Source organism: Ralstonia sp. TCR112 (assembly GCF_007997035.1).
GTDB classification, from domain to species: Bacteria; Pseudomonadota; Gammaproteobacteria; order Burkholderiales; family Burkholderiaceae; genus Ralstonia; species Ralstonia edaphi.
Window position 1 is genome coordinate 1 of record NZ_VOSS01000052.1, and the last position, 19,412, is coordinate 19,412.

At 66.6% G+C, this 19,412-nt stretch carries 12 protein-coding genes and 2 pseudogenes; 8 read left to right on the forward strand and 6 right to left on the reverse strand.

Annotation, left to right across the window (positions count from 1 at the left end):
• Together FUT88_RS14655 and FUT88_RS14660 are read left to right on the forward strand one after the other, a co-directional pair.
• Positions 1-245 (forward strand): annotated as a pseudogene (locus tag FUT88_RS14655) (signal peptide protein); the annotation flags it as partial.
• A gap of 79 nt (positions 246-324) precedes the next feature.
• Positions 325-2,067 carry a SulP family inorganic anion transporter gene (locus FUT88_RS14660; protein WP_147216179.1) on the forward strand — a complete coding sequence of 581 codons (1,743 nt, stop codon included), beginning with the start codon at positions 325-327 and terminating at the stop codon, positions 2,065-2,067.
• Positions 2,068-2,105: 38 nt separating this feature from the next.
• Here FUT88_RS14660 and FUT88_RS14665 read toward each other — a convergent pair whose 3' ends face one another.
• The 3 genes from FUT88_RS14665 to FUT88_RS14675 all read right to left on the reverse strand — a co-directional run bounded on the left by FUT88_RS14665 (position 2,106) and on the right by FUT88_RS14675 (position 6,990).
• On the reverse strand, positions 2,106-3,869 hold the full coding sequence (locus tag FUT88_RS14665) for a virulence factor (RefSeq protein ID WP_147216181.1): 1,764 nt from the start codon (positions 3,867-3,869) through the stop codon (positions 2,106-2,108).
• Complete coding sequence (gene mprF / locus FUT88_RS14670; RefSeq protein WP_147216183.1) at positions 3,866-6,499, reverse strand: bifunctional lysylphosphatidylglycerol flippase/synthetase MprF; 2,634 nt, start codon at positions 6,497-6,499, stop codon at positions 3,866-3,868. The genes FUT88_RS14665 and mprF overlap by 4 nt, the downstream gene beginning before the upstream one ends.
• A 284-nt stretch (positions 6,500-6,783) precedes the next feature.
• Complete coding sequence (locus tag FUT88_RS14675) at positions 6,784-6,990, reverse strand: hypothetical protein (protein WP_147216185.1); 207 nt, start codon at positions 6,988-6,990, stop codon at positions 6,784-6,786.
• Between the two features lie 293 nt (positions 6,991-7,283).
• On the opposite strand from FUT88_RS14675, the gene FUT88_RS14680 reads away from it, so the two are divergent.
• From FUT88_RS14680 to FUT88_RS14700, 5 genes are all read left to right on the forward strand, one after another.
• Positions 7,284-8,801, forward strand: coding sequence for a sensor domain-containing diguanylate cyclase (locus tag FUT88_RS14680; RefSeq protein WP_147216187.1), 1,518 nt, complete (start codon positions 7,284-7,286; stop codon positions 8,799-8,801).
• 87 nt (positions 8,802-8,888) lie between these two features.
• Positions 8,889-9,905 (forward strand): helix-turn-helix domain-containing protein, encoded by a 1,017-nt coding sequence (locus FUT88_RS14685; RefSeq protein ID WP_147216189.1) that lies wholly within the window; start codon positions 8,889-8,891, stop codon positions 9,903-9,905.
• Positions 9,906-10,236: 331 nt separating this feature from the next.
• Entirely contained in the window at positions 10,237-12,147 is a 1,911-nt protein-coding gene (locus FUT88_RS14690) for a S8 family serine peptidase (protein ID WP_261797173.1), read from the forward strand.
• A gap of 22 nt (positions 12,148-12,169) precedes the next feature.
• Positions 12,170-12,655, forward strand: a complete 486-nt coding sequence (locus FUT88_RS14695; RefSeq protein WP_147216192.1) for a hypothetical protein — start codon at positions 12,170-12,172, stop codon at positions 12,653-12,655.
• A 98-nt stretch (positions 12,656-12,753) separates the two neighbouring features.
• Positions 12,754-14,160 (forward strand): amino acid permease, encoded by a 1,407-nt coding sequence (locus FUT88_RS14700; protein WP_147216194.1) that lies wholly within the window; start codon positions 12,754-12,756, stop codon positions 14,158-14,160.
• Here the strand turns inward: FUT88_RS14700 and FUT88_RS14705 are convergent.
• Positions 14,139-15,338, reverse strand: a complete 1,200-nt coding sequence (locus FUT88_RS14705) for a M20 aminoacylase family protein (RefSeq protein WP_147216196.1) — start codon at positions 15,336-15,338, stop codon at positions 14,139-14,141. The two genes, FUT88_RS14700 and FUT88_RS14705, sit on opposite strands and share 22 nt — an antisense overlap.
• 53 nt (positions 15,339-15,391) lie before the next feature.
• Complete coding sequence (locus FUT88_RS14710; RefSeq protein ID WP_147216198.1) at positions 15,392-16,687, reverse strand: MFS transporter; 1,296 nt, start codon at positions 16,685-16,687, stop codon at positions 15,392-15,394.
• 255 nt (positions 16,688-16,942) lie between these two features.
• Here FUT88_RS14710 and FUT88_RS14715 point away from each other — a divergent pair, with 255 nt between their 5' ends.
• Positions 16,943-17,860 carry a LysR family transcriptional regulator gene (locus FUT88_RS14715; RefSeq protein ID WP_147216200.1) on the forward strand — a complete coding sequence of 306 codons (918 nt, stop codon included), beginning with the start codon at positions 16,943-16,945 and terminating at the stop codon, positions 17,858-17,860.
• Between the two features lie 20 nt (positions 17,861-17,880).
• On the opposite strand, the pseudogene FUT88_RS14720 reads toward FUT88_RS14715, so the two are convergent.
• Positions 17,881-19,184, reverse strand: a pseudogene (locus FUT88_RS14720) (O-acetylhomoserine aminocarboxypropyltransferase/cysteine synthase family protein).
• Between the last annotated feature and the right edge of the window lie 228 nt (positions 19,185-19,412).

Consider the following 19,412-nt stretch of genomic DNA (forward strand, 5'->3'; position numbering starts at 1 on the left):
CCGCACCGGCACCGGCGCCTACCCCCGCAGCCAAGCCTGCTGCTACAGCGCGGCCAAGCCGGCTCCGGGCCACCGCTGCTCCCGGCGGCGGCCCCGACAAGGTGTGGGCCAATGCCAGCACCAAGGTCTACCACTGCCCGGGCGATCGCTACTACGGCAAGACCAAGCAAGGCGAATACATGACCGAAGCCGATGCAAAGGCCGCCGGCATGCGCCCAAGCCGCAACAAGGCCTGTACCAAGTAAGACACGCCTGCAGCAAACCCGTACGCCGCGGCCCGCCCGGGTCGCGGCGTCGTCCATTTCAGCCGGACCACCGCGTCGCATGCCGCCAAGCAACGAACATCCCGCCGCCGCCCTGCAACACCCCGAGGGCTTCGCCCCGCTGGATGCGCCGCCACAGCCACCACAGCAGCGGGTGGTGCGCGACGTTATCGCCGGGTTCTCGATTGCGGGCCTGCTGCTGCCCGAAGCCGTTGCCTACGCGGGCATCGCCAGCCTGCCGCCGCAGGCCGGGTTGATCGCATTGCTGTGCGGGCTCGTGGTCTATTCGCTGGTCGGCACGAGCCGCTTTGCCATTGTTTCGGCCACGTCGTCGTCGGCTGCCGTGCTGTTTGCAACAGTGCTCTCAGAGCCGGGCGCCAGCGGTGCGACGGCGCTCACGATGGCCGCAGCGCTCATCATCGCGACGGGTGTGCTCTTCATCCTGGCCGGTGCGGCGCGGCTGGGCGGCATGTCGGATTTCATCGCGCGGCCGGTGCTGCGCGGCTTCACCTTCGGGCTGGCGCTGACGATTGCCGTCAAGCAGTTGCCCAAGATCCTCGACGTGACGGTGCACCACAGCGACACGCCCCGCGTTGCGCTGGATCTGATCACCAGCGCGGCCGGTGCCAACCTGTACAGCACCGCTTTGGGCGCCGTCGCACTCGCCCTGCTCTTCGGCCTGGGCCGGTGGGGGCGCATTCCCGCCACGCTGGTCGTCATCGTGCTGGCCATCGCGGCCGGCTACTGGGTCGACTGGCACGCGCACGCCATTGCCGTCGTCGGCCATATCGACCTGCAGAACATCAGCTTCGGCGTGCCCGACCTGGGTCGCGCGCAATGGATGCAAAGCGCTGAACTGGGCTTTGCGCTCATGCTGATCCTCTACGCCGAGTCCTACGGCTCGATCCGCAATTTCGCGCTCAAACACGGCGACAGCATCTCCGCCAACCGGGACCTCGTCGCACTGGGCTGCGCGAATCTGCTCTCCGGCCTGCTGCACGGCATGCCCGTCGGCGCCGGATACTCAGCCACGTCTGCCAACGAAGCCGCGGGCGCGCAATCGCGTCTGGCCGGGCTGTGCGCGGCAGCCGTGGTGGCGCTGATCGTGTGGCTGTTCCTGCCGCAGCTCGCGCGCATTCCCGAACCGGTGCTGGCGGCCATCGTGATCTTTGCGGTCAGCCACTCGCTGCATCCGGCCGTCTTCAAACCGTACTGGGCGTGGCGCCGCGATCGGCTGGTGGTGATTGCCGCGTTGCTCGCCGTGCTGGTCCTGGGCGTGCTGCACGGGCTGCTGGCCGCGATCGGCGTGAGCCTGCTGCTCACGCTGCGCCAGCTCTCCGAGCCGAACGTCAGCGTGCTCGGCCGCCTGCGCCAGAGCCACGATTTCGTCGATGTGTCTTTGCACCCGGAAGCCAAGCCGGTGCCTGGCGTGCTGATCGTCCGGCCCGAAGTGCCGCTGTTCTTTGCCAACACCGAACGCGTGCTCGGCAAGGTGCGGGCGATGCTGCAACAGCCGCACGAGCCCGCGCTGCGCGCCATCATGCTCAGCCTGGAAGAAACGCCGGACGTGGACGGCTCGGCCATCGAAGCGCTGCGCATCTTTGCCGCCGAATGCGCGGCGCGGGGCCTGCAACTGATGCTGGTGCGGCTCAAGCCCCGCGCACTGACGGGCTTGGAGCGCGCCACCGACAACACGTTGCGCGCCGAAATGCTGCATGAGCTGAGCGTGGACGAATGTGTGCAGTCGCTGGCGACAGTGCCCGGCACACCCGCCGGAACCCAGGTCGACAACGCCGGGGCATGACACGCTAGGCGCCGCGCGTCGGCCCCGGAACCGGTGGGTCAGCGCGGGGCGCTTCCCGCTACACGCGCGCCGTCGAGGATGATGCGCGCCAGCTTGGCGTAATCACCATCAAAGTGATGGCCGCCCGGCAGCTTCACGAGCTGCACCTGCTTCGGGTCCAGGCCTGGGCAGTTGGTGTCTTTCTCTTCCTTGCCGTAGATGCACATGCCAATGCCTGCCGGCAGCTTCTGCACCTCGGGCAGGATCAGCAGGCCCGACGCACTGCTCGACACCCAGTTGGTCATGTGGAACTCAAAATCGGCGCGCTTGCCCAGGCCCATCATCACGGCCAGGGCAACATGCTCGCGTGACGCCGCCGGCAACCGGTTGACGATAAAGGGCAGCACATCTGCGCCTTGCGAATAGCCGATCAGCAACGCCTTCTGCTTCTTCCAGCGCGCGGCGTAAAAGCGTACGAGGCGATCCATGTCGGCGGCGGCCGAGGCGGGCGTGCGCGGCGTCCAGAAGTAGCGCAGCGAATCGATGCCGACCACCGGCACGCCGGACTTGGACAGTGCAGCAGCAACCTCCTTGTCCAGCCCTGCCCAACCGCCGTCGCCCGACAGCAGCACCGCGAACAATTCGGACGATGTACCGGGCTGCGCCGGCACTTCGATGATCGGCAAATCGGACACCGCCGCAGGCGGCGGCGGGGGCGGCGGTTTGCGCTGGGCGACAAGCTTGGCGAAGGCCGACTTGAACGGCTCGACGGCGGTCACGGGCGGCGCATTGGGCGCCGATGCCGTGGCCGGCAACGCCACCGATTGCGCCCCGGAAATCGTATCGATAAAGGCTTGCGTGGCACGCGCTTCGCACAGCGGACCGGAGCGGCGCGCAAACGACGTCGGCGTGGCCGATTGCAGCGCCACCCACGGCGCAGACAACTTCGTGGCGGGCAGAAGCACGACCCCGGCGTTTTCAGGCGGCTTGACGCGCTTGGCCGTGGTGCGGCTCTCGCTCATGCGGCGGCTGAAGTGCACGCCCTCGCCCTTGCACAGCGGCTTGCGCAGCTCCAGCACGGGGCAGAACTCCATCGACATGGCGGCGGCAAAGATGTTCGGGCGCGCCTGGGCAATCATGGCGTAGGCCAGCGCGCCGCCTTCGTTGTCGCCAACCAGGATGGGCGGGTAGTAGCCCGGCACCTTCTCGTAGGCCTGCAGGAAGCGGCTGAAGTTTTCAAGATCGCCATCGGGGAACGCGCAATCGCCGGGGTCGGCCTCAAGGCTTGCGAACAGCGCAGGCGTCGACAGGCCTGCCACCAATGCGCCCTGCTGGGCGAGGCTTTCTGCCATGCGCGATGCGGCGGGCGTCCAGCCCAGGTCGCCCGAGAGCATCAGCACGACGGAGCGGATTTCGCCTTTCGGCTTGTAGACCGGCACATCGCGAAAACGCCCATGCGTGACGAACTCGACTGCGCCCGGTGCGGCGGCGGGTGTGGCGGGCGCCACCACCGGCAGCGACAGCACGCCGCCATTGGCGGCCTTGTTGGCCGTCACGGCGGCCGCGCTCATCTGCAGGCGAGGGGGCATGTCGCCGCGCGGCGGGACCGCCACGACACCGCTGGCGCCTGTCATGCCAACGGGCGGCACCAGAACCGGACCCTGCGCGGGCGTGGGCTTGGCTGCTGCCGGCGCATCGGCGGCGATGGCCCAAGACGCTGCCAGCATCATGCTGACCGCACTCAGACGCCCGGCCCAACGCAAGCCTGTGCGTAGCACCCCCCGATGCCGCGCCTCTTGCGTGCGCGGTGCTTGCCAACTCATTTGGAGATCACTCCCTTCAAGCCACCGCCGATCAGCGCAGCGACATCCGTCAATGTGAACAGCGGCGCAATCCCGCCACGCGCGAGCAGGTAGCGGGCTTCCCACACCGGCTCGAACTTGTCCTTGAAATTGCGCAGCCCTCTGAAATTGTAGAAGCGCGCGCCGTGCCGGAACATCATCCGTCCGAAGCGGTGCCAGCGCGGCGCAAGCTGATGCTCAACCATGCCCGACATCGGCGCCATGCCCAGCCCGAAACGCTGGTACCCCTGCGCCTGGAAGTGGAGGATGACCTTGCCGAACAGGAAATCCATCGTGCCGGGCGGCACATTGCTGCGATAGCGCATCAGGTCGACGCTCGCCTCGATGCGCAGCACGTCCGGGCACATCAGCGTGGCAAACGCCAGGATGACGCCCTCGCGGCGCACCACGGCCACGGGCTGGCTGCAGATGTAGCGGTCTTCAAATGCGCCGAGCGAAAAACCCTTCTCGCGCGCGTTCTGGTTGCGCAGCCATTCATCGGAGATGGCGCGCAATTCGTCGAGCACGGTCGGCACATCGGCCGTCTGGATGATCTCGAACGACAGCCCTTCGCGCTCGCCGCGCGTCACGCCATGGCGCAGGTTGGCGCGCCGCGAGCCCTTCAGGCTGAACTCCGGCAGCGACACATACGCCTCTTCGCCCAGCTTGTAGGCACGCAGGCCCGCATCGAGATAGAGCGACAGCGTCTGCGGCCGCGTCTTGTAGAACGCGGCGCGCCCACCATGCGCGTCGGCCATTTCGATAAAGCGCCAGATCAGCTCGGGCCATTCCTGCTGCGCGCCCACGGGGTCGGACAGCGCCACCCACGAGCGCCCCTGCTTGGCGTACATGATGAACGCGTTGCCCGACGGCGAGAACAGCAGGCTCTTGTCGCCCATCAGCGCGAGCGTGGCATCGGCGGCGGGCTGCTTGCGGACGATCTCGGCCGCGCGGGCGAGCTCTTCGTCGCTCGGGAAGGTCGTAACGCCGGGCTCCTTGCGAAAGAGCTGCCACATGCCGAAGCCGAGCCCCGTCACGGCCACGGCCATCAGCGCGCGGATGGAACGCGGCGCATCGCCGTCGAACGTGAATTGCCACCAGAGCTGGTTGGCGTAGGCCACCTCGCGGTAGGCGAAGAAGAGGATCCACACGCACGCCGCAAACACGCAGACCATGGCAAGCAGCCAACCGGCCTCCAGCCGCTGCGAGAACAGCGACGACGGCCGGTCAAACTGCCGGCGCGAGATGACGAGCAGCACCGCCAGCGTCACCAATACCGCCATCTCCGACACGGCAATGCCCTTGGGCAGCGCCAGCACGCCGGTCAGCAGCGACAGCACCAGCGCCGCCCACCACGCAGCGTCCAGCCGGTGCAGCAGCCCGCGCGCGACAAACAGCATGATCAGCCCCGCCACGCTGCCGATCATGTGCGAGGCTTCCACCACGAACAGCGGCACATGCATGCGCAGGAGGTCTTCCGCCTCGTCGCTGGCCGGGGTGACGCCCGAGATCAGCAGCATCACGCCTGCCACCATCGTCAGCGCGGCCAACAGCCCCGGCGACAGCTTGACCGCAGCGCGGCCGAACGGAGCCCCGGCGCCGGCACGCAGCTCGAACGCGCCGAGCATGGCGGCAGCCACGACGAGCGGCAGCAGGAAATAGATGACGCGATAGAACAGCAGCGCGGCCAGCACCTCGGCCGGCGGGGCCTGGCCACTGCAGCCCAGCAGGATGACTGCCTCGAACACGCCCAGGCCGCCGGGGCTCTGGCTCAGCACACCCAGCGTGACCGCCAGCGCGTAGAACGCCACGAACGTCGGCAGGTCGACCGCACCGGCCGGCATCAGTACCCACAGCGCGGCCGCCGCGGCGATCATGTCCGCCGCCGAGATCGCAAATTGACGCGCGGCCAGGCCCGGCGGCGGCAGGCGGATTTCCCACCGGCCGAACAGCGTCACATGGCGCTGACGCATGCACAGTACGAGCAACGCCACGACGCCGGCCAGCACCAGCAGTGCCACGACTTCGAGCAGCGCTGCCGGCAAATGCGTAATTGCAGCGATGTGCGGCGCGCCCCACAGCAGCCCGACCGCGCCAAAGGCCGTGGTGGACACGCCCAGGGCCCCTGCATCGAACGCGACCGCCTCCGTCACGCGGGCGGCATCGACCCCGGCCGCCGTGTACAGGCGCGAGCGCACCGCACCGGCCGTCAACGAACCGAGGCCGACGGTGTTGCCCAGTGCATAAGCAATGAACGAGGTGGTTGCCACCGTGGCGGGGGCCACGTGCGCGCCGGCATAGCGCAGGCCGGACGCGTCGTAGCCGGTCAGGGCGATGTAGCTCAGCGCGGTGGCAAGAACGGCCAGCAGCAGATGCGAGCGCGGGGTGGCCTGCAGCGCCGCGACCATGTCGGCGTAGTGCACATGGTCGAGCAGCGCATACAGGCTGTCGAACACCAGCGCGCCCAGCACCAGCACCACGCCGATCACGATCCAGCCGGCGAGGCCGAGGCCCGAATCGGGTCGGGCAGGCGTGGCGGGCGCGGCAGGTGCAGCTTGGGCCGATGGTCGGCGGGGTGTTGGACTGGCGTCGTTGGACGCGGCGTCAGGCATGGTGAAAAACGAAATCCTGCTGGCTGGGCGGAGTGCCGGGTCGAATCGATTTGCGAATCCGGACAGGCAGACGCGGGAAGCCGCGGCAAGCCAAACCGCCGAAGCCCTTGCTCCGCACGGTATCGACGTCTTGATTGGACCTTGGCCGACCGGCGCGGGCTTGTCGCGCGCGCCGGTGCTCGCTGGACCCGCGCTTCAGACGGCGCGTGTGCTGGATTCGCACGTTGTTTGCGGTCTACGTAATACGGCTGACGCCGCCGAAACGTTGACACGCAGTCCGCATTTTACGGTTTGGGCGCACTCCCCGGCGCCTTGGGCGGCACATCGGCCTTGCCGGCATCGACAGAAACCGGATCGCTGGCGGGAAAGGTTTCCTCGATGCCTTCGTCGAGCAGCGCTTCTTCGTGCGTGTCGGCCACGGGCGGATGCGGATTGGCAGGCGCCGGCGTGGGCCCGGGGGTGGACAAAACGCGATCGTCTGACTCTGGCATGGCGTTCTCCAAGGATGCTTACCCAGCATAGGCAAAGCCGGCTTGACAGGATGACATGGAGGGCGGCATGGGCATATGTCGGGCCGGTGGCGTGCTTGGCGCCACGGGTGCGGCACTCAGCCGATGCTCAGCAAATCGTGCGCCAGTGCCTCAGGAAGCGTTGCGCAAACGGCAGCGGATGCGCGCGCGCAAACGTTTTCTCTGCGGAAAACGTCTTAGATAGTATTGCGTAGGAAGGTGGAGTCCGGTACACAATCGGGGCTACCATTTTCAATATCTTCACAATTCTGCGCATGCCTTTACAGCGCGCCACCGGTGCATTCCTGCGGCGGCCTTCCCTGCTGATCATCGGCGCGTCGGTGCTGTCACTGATGCTGGCGGCACTCACCGCGCTCTCGCTCTGGGAAATGCGCACGGACGCGCTGGCCCGTGCGCGCGATGCTGCCGACAACCTCTCGCTGATCCTGCAGCGCGACATCGCCCGGAACATCGAGGTGTACGACCTCTCGCTGCAGGCCGTGATCGACGGGGTGCGCGACCCCGCCATGCTGGCGCTGCCGCCCAACGTCCGCCAGCTCGTGCTGTTCGACCGCTCGACCAACGCGCAGGATCTGGGCTCGCTGCTGGTCACGGACCAGACGGGTCAGGTGGTCATCGATTCGCGTTCGGTGCCGCCGCGGCATATCTATCTGGGCGACCGCGATTACTTCCAGGTGCATCGCGGTTCTGCAAACGTCGGGCTGTATATCAGCGAGCCGTTTACCCCGCGCGTGACCGGCCTGGACACGTCGCTTGGCCTCAGCCGGCGGCTGAATGGCCCTCACGGCGAATTCAACGGCATCGTGGTCGGTACGCTGCGCCTGAACTATTTCCGGCGACTGTTCGATGGCATCAATCTCGGACCGCACGCCACCGTCACGCTGGTACGCACCGACGGCACGCTGCTCATGCGGCGCCCGTATGACGCAAAGCTCATCGGCCGCAGCCTGGCCGATGCCGCTGCCTTCCAGAAGCGCCTGCTCGCGCCGCAAGGCTCCTATGTGGATGTCGCCGGCGTTGACGGCGTCGAGCGGCTGTTCAGTTTCCGCCATATCGGCGACCACCCGCTGATCGTGACCGTGGGCCTCGCCACCGAAGACATCTACGCCGAATGGCGGCAGCGCGCATGGGTCATCAGCGGCATCGTGCTGATGCTCGACGCGGTGTTCATGGGCCTGTCGTTCCTCTTTGCGCAGCAGCTGCGCAAGCGGCTCGAGATGGAGCAGCAATTGCATCTGCTGGCCAATACCGACAGCCTGACCGGACTCGGCACGCGCCGCGCACTGGACGCTGCGCTGGACGTGGAATGGCGCCGCACCAATCGGTATCACACCCCGATGTCGGTGCTGATGATCGACGTGGACGACTTCAAGCCCTACAACGACAGGTACGGCCACGCCGCAGGCGACACCGCGCTGCGCACGGTGGCACGCTGCATCAACGACTGCATCAAGCGCCCCGGCGACTTCGCCGGCCGCTATGGCGGCGAGGAATTCGTCGCCGTGTTGCCGAATACCGACCTGAGCGGCGCCGTGCGTGTTGCCGAAAGCATCCGCGTCGCCGTTCTGGCCGCCAACGAACCGAACGCGGGCAGCGCGTACGGCAAGCTGACGGTCAGCATCGGGGTGGCGTCCTACTCAGGCATCGCCGCGGCCGACGATACCGTCCAAGACCTGATCCACCTGGCAGACGGGCGCCTGTACGAAGCCAAGGCCGCCGGGCGCAACGTGGTCATGCCCAGGCAGGAAAGGCCGAAGCTGGCGGTCGTTTAGCCAGGCCCCGCCGGACACCCCACTTTGGGGGCATGCCATCATCTGCCACCGCTTCTGCACAATGCGCAGGGCTTTCAGGAAACCGCCGTGAGCAAACCTCCGCACTCCCACTTCGATACGTCTGCGCTGCCGCGCGAGCATCAATTTGCGGCGTGGCGGGATGCCATCAACGTGCTGTTCGACACGCGCTCCGCCGCGCCGCAGTCGCACGGCTTCCAGGCCAGCGTCGACGCCTATCTGTGCGGCGAGACGGGCGTGGGCATGATCAGCGCCCAGGCTCAGCACTATGACCGGTCCCGCTCCAAGCTGGGGCGCGACGGCATGGACGTCTACGTGCTCCAGTACTACCTGGAGGGCAGTTGCGGACAGCGCGACGGCGCAAGCGACAGTGCCACACGCCCGGGCGATCTTTTCATCGTTGACGCAGCCCAGCCGCTGGCCACCAGCACGAGCGACAGCCGCTTCCTGAGCCTGGCCGTGCCACGGCGCCTGCTGGCACCGCTGCTACGCGCACCCGACGAACTCAGCATGCGAGTGCTGCGTGGCGACGCCCCGATGGTCGGGCTGCTGCGCGATCACCTGTGTTCGCTCTATCAGTCCGTCGGGAAGTTGAGCGATGCCGAGGCACAGGCCGTCATCCCGGGCACCTTGCAACTGGCTGCGGCCGCCATCAACTGCCAGGTGACCGAAGCCAATGCGCCGTCCGTGAGGGAGAGCCTGTTTGCCTCGATCTGCCGGCATGTGCAGCACAACCTGTCGGACCTGGCGCTTTCGCCCGAAGGCGTGGCCGCGCAGTTCGGCATCTCGCGTGCCACGCTGTACCGGCTGTTCGAGCGCGAAGGCGGCTTCTTCAACTACCTGCGCATGCAGCGCCTGCGGCAGTGCCATGCGATCCTGGCCAACCGGTCGCAGACACACCGTTCGGTGGCCGAAATCGCGCAGACCTACGGCTTTTCCGACGCCTCGAACTTTACGCGTGCGTACCGGCGCGCGACCGGCATGTCGCCCCGCGAGACGCGCATGCTGGCCGTCGAAGGGCGCGCCGCCGCCATGCCGTTCGTGCAGCACAAGGACTGGCGCACCTGGGTCATGCAGATGCGCTGATGCGCGCGGCACCCTCTCTTCCCGCACCTCGTTTCCCTTCCCCCTCCCTTGCTTGCGGCGCCCAGGGCTGAGACGCGCTGACAGGTTCGCGCGACGGCCGAACCGGTTCGCAGCCACAGCGGCCATCTCCGTTGAATGCCGGCTGGCGTGCGTGCGAGCATCCGGCCCGACCTGACGAGTGCCCATGTACTCGCGGCGGGCACGCCGGACGTGCCCTCTCTTCGTCGAACAGGTCGGAGCGGTGCGGACATTCCGCACCTCGCACAACACACAACACACAACGACAAAAAACGGGGGTCTTGTGAAAGACATAACGGGAAAATCGCTTGCCTTGACGCTCTTCGCCACCGTGGCGCTGGCCGCGTGCGGCGGTGGCGACTCGGGAAGCAACACCGCCAGCAACGGCGGCAACACCGGCGGCAACACGCCGCCCGCATCCACGTGCGCGGAAACCGGCGTTGATGCCAAGTACGCCTGCCAGACCGGCAGCACCGAGCCGCTGTACGCCTACCAATGGGCGCTCAAGCAGGCGACGAGCTTCTTCGCGGCGTTCGGCCTGGTGGCCAACGGCACGACCGACATCGACGTGGAAGACGCACACAAGGCCGGCATCAAGGGCCAGGGCGTGAACGTGCTCGTGCTCGATGACGGCATCGACGTGCACAACGAAGACCTGTTCGCCAATGCCAACTCGGACATGACGCACAACTTCGACGATGGTTCGAACGATCCGACACCGGCAGACATTCCCGCGAACATCAAGGACGCGCATGGCACCAACGTGGCCGGCATCATCGCGGCGGCGCAGAACGGCAAGGGTGTGATGGGGATCGCGCCGCGCGCGACGCTGGGCGGGGCGCGCTTTATCGGCGCCGCGAATCCGGACACGACGGCAGCCTACGGCGGCGCGGACTGGTCGAAGAACGGCCACATCATCAACGCGTCGTACGGCGCGAACCCGCAGGCGCCGCTGGAGTACGACACGTCCACCTCGACACAGGCAGCGGTGCGCGCCTTCCCGAACCTGCGCGGGGGCCGCGGGCTCGTCATGCTCAAGGCATCGGGCAACGAATATGAGTCCATCAACGACGGCGTCAATGTTCCACCGCGCACGTGCCCGACCGTGGGTGCCAGCGCCGGCATGATCGGCTGCGAAACGCCGGCCAATGACCCCGAAGCGCTGGAGCCCGGGGTGATCGTGGTCGGCGCGGCAAACGCGCAGGGCATCAAGTCGAGCTACTCCAACGCCGGATCGGTGAACTGGATCACCGGCCTGGGCGGCGAATACGGCGACGGCGGCAAATACGGCGAAACCGGCAGCGGCCCCAAGATTTTCTCCACCGACCTCAGCGGCTGCGCACGCGGCTATAGCCGTGCCAATCCGGACGACACCAACGACTTTGCGATTGCTGGCACGGCCACCAACCTGAAAGACAACGCGAAGTGCGACTACTCGAGCATGAACGGCACGTCGGCGGCTACGCCTACGCTGTCGGGCGTGGTCGCGCTGATGCTGGCCGCCAACCCGAACCTGACGTGGCGCGACGTGCGCGAAATCCTGCGTGCGACAGCCCGCAAGATCGACGCCGACTACGGCAGCCGTAACGCTCGCAACGCGCGGATCGACTTGCTCACCGGTGCGGCCACCGGCGATACCAGCGCCGCGCTCACCGACGGCGCGACCACCGCACGCCTGGACTACGGCTGGCAGACCAATGCCGCCGGCTATGCGTATTCAACGTGGTACGGCTTCGGGCTGGTCGACGCATCGGCCGCCGTGAAGATGGCCAAGGCGACCGTCGCCTACAAGCCGGCAGCGCTGTCGGTGCCCGATTTCGCGCCCGCGTTTGCCAATGTCAACCAGCTGAATTACGGCGCGGTGCAGAAGCTCGGCCAGTTCAACGTGTCGGGCACCGACAAGGTCGACGCCCTGCAGTTGCGTGTGTCGGGCTCAGTCTGCGTTGGTAGTGTCGGCTTCTTCGTGAAGTCGCCGTCGGGCACGGTGTCGGCGTTGTCCCTGCCGTACAACGGCTATTACAACAACGGCGTCGATACGGTGAACAAGTACGGCCTGGGCAGCTACGCCTTCTACGGCGAGAACGCCGCCGGCACGTGGGAGGTCTATGCCGTAAGCGGCGTGCCGACCAATGCCTGCTCGACGTACCAGCCCCAGGGCGGCACCCACACCGTGACCCTCACCACGCCGCTGGCCGTGGAATATCGCGTGATTGCTGCCAAGTGAGCCCGTTCGGAGACCATTCAACATGATCAATGCAACTCTTATGAAGACCGTGGCGCTGGCGGCGCTGCTCTCGATGGCGTCGGCGTGCCAGGCGGCCGACCTGACGGTGGGCAAACACCTCAGCACGCAAGAGCTGGCCCAGTACGCGAGCGCGCCAACGGTGCAGATCGAATCGCAGTCGTTCAAGGTGCTCTCCAGCGGCACGCGAACCAAGGCGGCGGGTGCGACAGGATCCGCCGTCACGCAGGTCGTCAATGAACGCGGCGTGGTGGGCGAGAGCCGCAACGAGGTGGTCGTCTCGCAGGTGTCAGTCGACAGCGTGCGTCAGGCCGTGAGCAGCCTGCCCGCAACACCCGTATCGGCTGAGTACTACGGGCATCTGAACATCAGCACCCTGCGCTTTGCTTCGTTCCAGGATGCCGTGAACGCGCGGGCACAGCTCCGGAAGGCGCTGCCGCAGGCGCGGGTGGATGTTCCGATCCAGTACGCCAAGCCCGTGGCGCGCTGAGCGTCACCGCCCGGCTGCACAAGACGCCCCGCCGCCGCGCGGGGCGTTTTGCATGGAAGGCGTATCATCCCGGCCTCTTCCCAAGCCAGGACAACACCATGACCAAGGCCACCGGCAGCTTCGAAGCGCTGGCCGCACGCGAAGGCGGCCTGCAGCACCGCCTCTCCTCCGCGCAACTCACCATGATCGCCATCGGCAGCGCAATCGGCACAGGCTTGTTCCTGGGCAGCGGCGCGGCCATTCAACTGGCCGGCCCGGGCGTGATTGCCAGCTACGCCATCGGCGCATTCATTGCCCTGCTGCTCATGGGCTGCCTGGCAGAAATGGTGGTGGCGCATCCGACCACCGGGTCTTTCGGCGCCTATGCCGAGCACTACGTAAGCCCGCTTGCCGGCTTCCTCGTGCGCTATGCGTATTGGGCGGCCGTCGTCTTCGTGATCGGCGCCGAAGTGACCGCGGTGGCGGTGTACATGGCCTACTGGTTTCCGGGTGTGCCGGCGTGGGTGTGGATCGTGGGGTTCTCGTCCGTGCTGGTGTGGATCAATGCCAGCAGCGTCGACGTGTTTGGCGTGGCCGAATACTGGTGCTCGATGATCAAGGTGGTGGCCATCGTCGCGTTTCTGGCGGTAGCGAGCTACGCCATCCATCGCGCACCCGACGGCGGCCCGATCGGCTTTCACAACTACGTGAGCGCGGGCGGTTTTCTGCCGCACGGCTGGAACGGCGTGTGGTTCGGTGCGGTGGTCAGCATCTTCAGCTTCTTCGGCATCGAGCTGATTGCCGTGGCCGCCGGCGAGGCTCGCGAACCCGAAGCTGCCGCCACGAGCGCATTCCGCTCGACGCTGTTCCGTCTGGTGTTCTTCTACCTGTGCACGCTCGCGTTGATGCTCGCCGTGGTGCCGTGGCAGCAGGCCGGCACGGGCAAGAGCCCGTTCGTGCGCGTGATGGAAATCCTCGGTATTGCCGGGGGTGCGGGCGTGATGAACTTCGTGGTGCTGACTGCGGCGCTGTCGTCGATGAACGCGCAGTTGTATGTATCGACGCGCATGCTGTTCAGCCTCGCGCGCGGCGGCCAGGCGCCCAGGGCGCTTGGCGCGGTGAGCCAACGCGGCGTGCCGCTGCGCGCACTGGCGGTGTCCAGCTCCGGTGCGGCATTGGCCGCCGTGCTGAGCGTCGTGCTGCCGGGTCACTCGTTCCTGCTCATGATGTCGCTGGCGATGTTCGGCGCGCTGTTCACGTGGCTCGTCATCTTCATCACGCACCTGCGCTTTCGCCGCGCAGCAGAACGCGAAGGGCGCATGCTGCGGTTCCGCATGTGGGGGTTTCCGGCGCTGACCGTCATCGGTGCCGCCGCAATGGCAATCATCATCGTCAGTACGGCATGGATGGCGGACTTCCGCATGACGCTGGTGGTGGGTGTGCCGTTCCTGCTGCTGATGGCCTTGGTATTTCGGCAGGCGCGGCTGGGGGAGCCGCCTGCGCCTCAGCCCTCTGCGCGCAACTGATCCTCGACCAGCGCCACCCAGCATGCCGCGCCAATGGGGATGAGCTTGTCGTTGAAATCGTAGCCGTCGTTGTGCAGCGAGCAGCCGACCCACTGACCGCCCAAGCCGTTGCCCAGCGCGAAGTAGCAGCCCGGGCGCTTCTCCAGCATCCAGGCAAAGTCTTCGCTACCCATCTGCGAGGACGGCGGCACCTGGATGACGCGCTCGTCGCCGAGCACACTCGCCACGGCACGGCGTGCGATAGCGGTCTGCTCTGGTGTATTGCAGATGGCGGGCACCAACCGCTCATAGACGATCTCCGCGCGCACGCCATAGGATGCGGCCTGGTGCGTAATGACCTCGCGAATGCGCGTCTCCAGCAGCTCGCGCACCTCCGGCTTGGTCGCGCGCACGCTCAACTTGAGCATGGCCGTTTCCGGGATGATGTTATGCGTCGTCCCGGCCTGCATTTGCCCGACGCTGATGACGGCCGCATCCACTGGGGCAACGTTGCGCGAGACGATGCCCTGCAACGCCACAACCGTCGAGGCCAGGGCCAGCGTCGGGTCCACCGCCAGGTTAGGCATGGCGCCATGGCCGCCGCGCCCGCTGAAAGTCACCGTCACGCGATCTGACGAACCTCCCAGCGGGCCGCTCTGCACCACGGCCACGCCCAGCGGCAAGCCGGGCGCGTTGTGAAACGCGTAGATGCCATCGCAGGGAAAGCGCTCGAACAGGCCATCCTCCATCATGGCCACGGCACCGGCCAGGCCCTCCTCATCGGGCTGGAAGATGAGGTTAAGGGTGCCGTTGAAGTTGCGCGTGGCCGCCAGGTGCTCGGCGGCGGCAAGCAACGTGGCGGTATGGCCGTCGTGGCCACACGCATGCATGCGACCGGCCACCTGGCTGGCGTAAGGCAAGCCTGTGCGTTCCTGCATGGGCAGCGCGTCCATGTCGGCGCGCAGGCCGATCGTGCGCGTGCCGTTGCCCACTTTCAATTGCCCCACCAGGCCGTGGCCGCCGACGCTGTGCACGTCATAGCCCCATTCACGCAGCAGGCTGGCGACGAGCTGAGAGGTATGCGGCACGTCGGCACCCAATTCCGGATTGGCATGGATGCGATGACGCAGTTCGGCAAAGCGATCAGCGCCCGCGTGCAGGGCCTGGGGGATGCTGGGTGAATTGGGATCGAGGTACATGGTGCGAGGTCAGAGGCGAACTGGGTAAAGGCAGCGATGGCGCGGTATCGATGTCAATCGCGGCCGGGATACGTCGGGAACAGCGTGAGCGCGCCCAGGCTGATGGCGCTGCTGGCCAGCAGGTACCAGGCCGGTGCCATCGGGTTGCCGGTTACGCCCAGCAACCACGTAACGATGAGCGGCGCAAAGCCGCCGAACACGGTCACTCCCAGGCTGTACATCACCGACATGCCGGTTGCGCGATGCTGGCGTGGGAAGGCTTCCATCAGCAGCGCAGCGCCCGCGCCATTGCTGACCGACATGAAGGTCACGCCCAGCGCGATCAACCCCATGGTCAGTGCCAAGCCCGCGCCGGAAGACAGCAGCACGAAGCCTGGGTACGTGCACGACAGGCTGACCGCAGCCGCGACATACAGCATCGGCTTGCGCGTCGGCAGACGATCGGCCAACAAGCCAAACAACGGCGACATGACCAGCATGGTGAACCCCGCCACGCACGCCGTCAGAAATGCCGTGACAGGCGGCATGTGCAACGAGTGGATCAGGTACGTGGGCATGTAGAAGATCAGGATGTACATGGACGCAGTGGCCCCCGTCATCAGCAGCATGCCAAGCACGAGCGTGCGCGCATGCTGGCGAAGCACGCCGACCATGCTGCCGTGCGGGCCGCCCTCGTGCGTCTCCTTCAGATGCCGGCGGATGTACATGCCAACCGGCGCGATCAGCAAGCCCAGCAAGAACGGCAGCCGCCATCCCCAGCTCTGTAACGCCTCGGGGCTGAGCACGGCGCTCACCCCGGCCGCACTCAACGCGCCGATCAGTGCCGCCGCACCCTGCGTGGCAGCCTGCCAGCTCACCAGGAAGCAACGCCGGCCCTTGCTCGCCGATTCCAGCAGCAGTGCCGACGCCGCACCGATTTCCCCGCCGGCCGACAGCCCCTGGAGCAAGCGCCCGAGCACCACCAGCACCGTTGCCGTCACGCCGATCGTCGCGTGGCTGGGCGTGAAGGCGATCAGCGCGGTGCCTGCCGTCATCAAGGCAATCGTCAAGGTGAGTGCTGCCTTGCGGCCACGCCGATCGGCCATGTTGCCGATCAGCACCGCACCCAGCGGCCGCATGACAAAGCCCGCGCCAAACGTGGCGAATGACAACAGCAACGATGCCAGCGGGCTGCTCGATGGAAAGAACAATCGCCCGATGGTGGCGGCAAAGAAGCTGTAGACCGTGAAGTCGTACATTTCGAGGCCGTTGCCGATGGCGGCAGCAACGACTGCGCGCCTCGAATGCGGGGTGACGGTGGTGGTGCCTTGGCGCGGGGCGCCAGCGGGCACGGCGATCTGGGCATCCATCTTGATGTCTCCTCCAGTCGGGCGGGCTTCTATGAGCGTCCCGCAATGCGCTGGATTGAAGGGCAATAGTAGGAGCGGTCGGGCCGGTTCCGCCTCTCGCTTTTTTTCATGGCTATAGCTGTTGGCTATGGCGGGAGCCCGCATCCGGGCCTGCGCGGCTCGTCCAATGGCCGCCCCGGGAGGATTCCGCAGTACAGTTGCTGGCTGGCGGTTCGGCATGCCGGCTTTCCGCTGCGCCGTGTATCAAGGACACCTATGAAGCTCAACCAGCTACGCGCACTGGTCACCGTTGCCGAGACGGGCAGCATCCAGGAGGCTTCGCGCCTGCTTCACATCACGCAGCCCGCGCTCAGCAAGGCCATCAAGGAACTGGAAACCAGCGTGGGGGCCACGCTGTTCGTACGCTCCAGCAAGGGCATCCGGCTTACGCCGTATGGCCAGCGCCTGGTCGGGCATGCACGCTTGATCAACGAAAGCGTCAAGCGCGCACGAGAAGACCTGGAAGACATGAAAGGGGCGGTGACGAGCGAATTGACGGTGGGCGTCACGCCCGTCACCGCGCTCATCGGGCCGGTGGCTGACTGCCTCGTGACCTTCAGGCGCGAATTTCCCAATGCGCGGCTGCGCATCCTGGAGGCACGTCCGGGTCAATTGCTGGAACTGCTGCGCGAGGGCGCCATCGATTTTGCGCTGACGTCTCAGTTGCAGACGGGCGAACGCGGGTTCGACCACACCGTGGTGTGCCGCGCGCAGACGCTGATCGGCGTACGCAAGGGCCACGCGCTGCGGGGCCAGCAGCCCCTGCATGCCTTGCAGCAGGAAGAGTGGCTCGCCCCCGATTCGCTTACCGACGAACACTCGCCGCTGTACCGGCTGTTTGCCGATGCCGGTCTCGCACCGCCCGAACGCGTGGTCGAATGCAACTCCATGACGCTGCTGCTCGAGCTGTGCTGGAAATCGGACGCCCTGCTCCTGCTCTCGAGCGAATCGACACGCTCGCCCATCATCCGTCAGACAATCGAGTTTATCGAGACCGATCAGCCAATGCCCGAGCGCGTCATCTCGCTGCTCACGCGGGACCGCCATGTTCTGACAGCGCTGGGCGCGCGCTTGCATGACGCGCTGGCACAGGCGTTGCGGCAAGCCTATCCGGAGCGGCCGGCGCAGCCGTGAGCCAGCGCGGTTCTGCGCGATCAGGCCAGCGCCAGCGCCTGATCCAGATCGGCGAGCAGGTCGTCGATATGCTCGATGCCAATCGATAACCGGATCGTCTCCTGCCGCACGCCAGCCTTGGCAAGTTCGGCTTCCGACAGCTGCCGGTGCGTGGTCGAGGCCGGATGCGTTGCCAGCGATTTGGCGTCGCCAATGTTCACCAGCCGCGTGAACAACTGCAGCGCATCCTGAAAACGCGCGCCGCGGCAAAGCCGCCCTTCACCCCAAACGTAAGCAACCCCGGCGCCTTGCCGGAGAGGTATTTGCGCACGAGCGCGTAGTCCGGGTGGCCGTCCAGGCTGGCGTGGTTGACCCACTCCACCTTGGCGTGGCCGCGCAGATGCCGGGCGATGTGCGCCGCGTTCTGCGTGATGCGATCGATGCGCAGGCCCAGCGTTTCGATGCCCTGCAGGATCAGGAACGCGTTGAACGGCGACAGCGCAGCGCCGGTATTGCGCAGCGGCACCACGCGGGCGCGGCCGATATACGCCGCGTCGCCCAGCGCTTCCGTATAGACGACACCGTGGTAGCTGACATCCGGCTCGTTCAGCCGCTTGAAGCGCGCCTTGTGCTTGGCCCACGGAAACTTGCCCGAATCGACGATCGCGCCGCCCAGGCTCGTGCCGTGGCCGCCCAGGTACTTCGTCAGCGAATGCACGACGATGTCGGCGCCATGTTCGAAGGGCCGCGTCAGGTACGGGGTCGGCACCGTGTTGTCGACGATGAGCGGCACGCCGTGGCGGTGCGCGATCTCGGCCAGCGCGGCAATGTCGGTGATGTTGCCCAACGGGTTGCCGACCGTTTCGGCAAAGACCGCCTTGGTACGGTCGTCGATCAGCGCTTCGAACGAAGCGGGGTCGCGCGGATCGGCAAACCGCGTGGTGATGCCCGACAGCGGCAGCGTGTGCGCGAACAGGTTGTAGGTGCCGCCGTAGAGCGTGCTGGCCGAGACGATGTTGTCGCCCGCTTCCGCAATGGTCTGGATCGCATACGTCACAGCCGCTTGGCCCGACGCCAGCGCAAGCGCCCCGATGCCGCCCTCAAGCGCGGCGATGCGCTTTTCCAGCACGTCGTTGGTCGGGTTCATGATGCGCGAGTAGATGTTGCCCGGCACCTTCAGGTCGAACAGGTCGGCGCCGTGCTGCGTGTCGTCAAACGCGAACGCAACGGTCTGGTAGATCGGCACGGCCACCGCGCGGGTGGTCGGGTCCGCGCTGTAGCCGCCGTGGACGGCTACGGTGTCGAGTTTCCAGGCAGGGGCAGTGCTTAAGGACGGCTGCGTCATGGTGCGTCTCCGGAAGGTTGGTCCGGCGAGCATATGGGCAGCGCATCGACGGCGGAACGACCGTTTTTGTCTTTGGTTATGCGCTCAACCTTCTTAGACGCTCCCTTCAGCGCGCCCGTCTGCCTACGCGTGATCAACGTGCGCAGCGCTGTGTCTCCCGCCTCCAGCGATCGCAAATACCCCTAGGGCACCGAGCGCGAGGAGCACCTCGCTGGACTCGCATTGAGT

Excerpts from the sequence above, each read along its gene's own strand:
- FUT88_RS14660 (WP_147216179.1), top strand. The coding sequence starts at position 325 with ATGCCGCCAAGCAACGAACATCCCGCCGCCGCCCTGCAACACCCCGAG.
- FUT88_RS14665 (WP_147216181.1), bottom strand. The coding sequence starts at position 3,869 with ATGAGTTGGCAAGCACCGCGCACGCAAGAGGCGCGGCATCGGGGGGTG.
- mprF (WP_147216183.1), bottom strand. The coding sequence starts at position 6,499 with ATGCCTGACGCCGCGTCCAACGACGCCAGTCCAACACCCCGCCGACCA.
- FUT88_RS14675 (WP_147216185.1), bottom strand. The coding sequence starts at position 6,990 with ATGCCAGAGTCAGACGATCGCGTTTTGTCCACCCCCGGGCCCACGCCG.
- FUT88_RS14680 (WP_147216187.1), top strand. The coding sequence starts at position 7,284 with ATGCCTTTACAGCGCGCCACCGGTGCATTCCTGCGGCGGCCTTCCCTG.
- FUT88_RS14695 (WP_147216192.1), top strand. The coding sequence starts at position 12,170 with ATGATCAATGCAACTCTTATGAAGACCGTGGCGCTGGCGGCGCTGCTC.
- FUT88_RS14700 (WP_147216194.1), top strand. The coding sequence starts at position 12,754 with ATGACCAAGGCCACCGGCAGCTTCGAAGCGCTGGCCGCACGCGAAGGC.
- FUT88_RS14705 (WP_147216196.1), bottom strand. The coding sequence starts at position 15,338 with ATGTACCTCGATCCCAATTCACCCAGCATCCCCCAGGCCCTGCACGCG.
- FUT88_RS14710 (WP_147216198.1), bottom strand. The coding sequence starts at position 16,687 with ATGGATGCCCAGATCGCCGTGCCCGCTGGCGCCCCGCGCCAAGGCACC.
- FUT88_RS14715 (WP_147216200.1), top strand. The coding sequence starts at position 16,943 with ATGAAGCTCAACCAGCTACGCGCACTGGTCACCGTTGCCGAGACGGGC.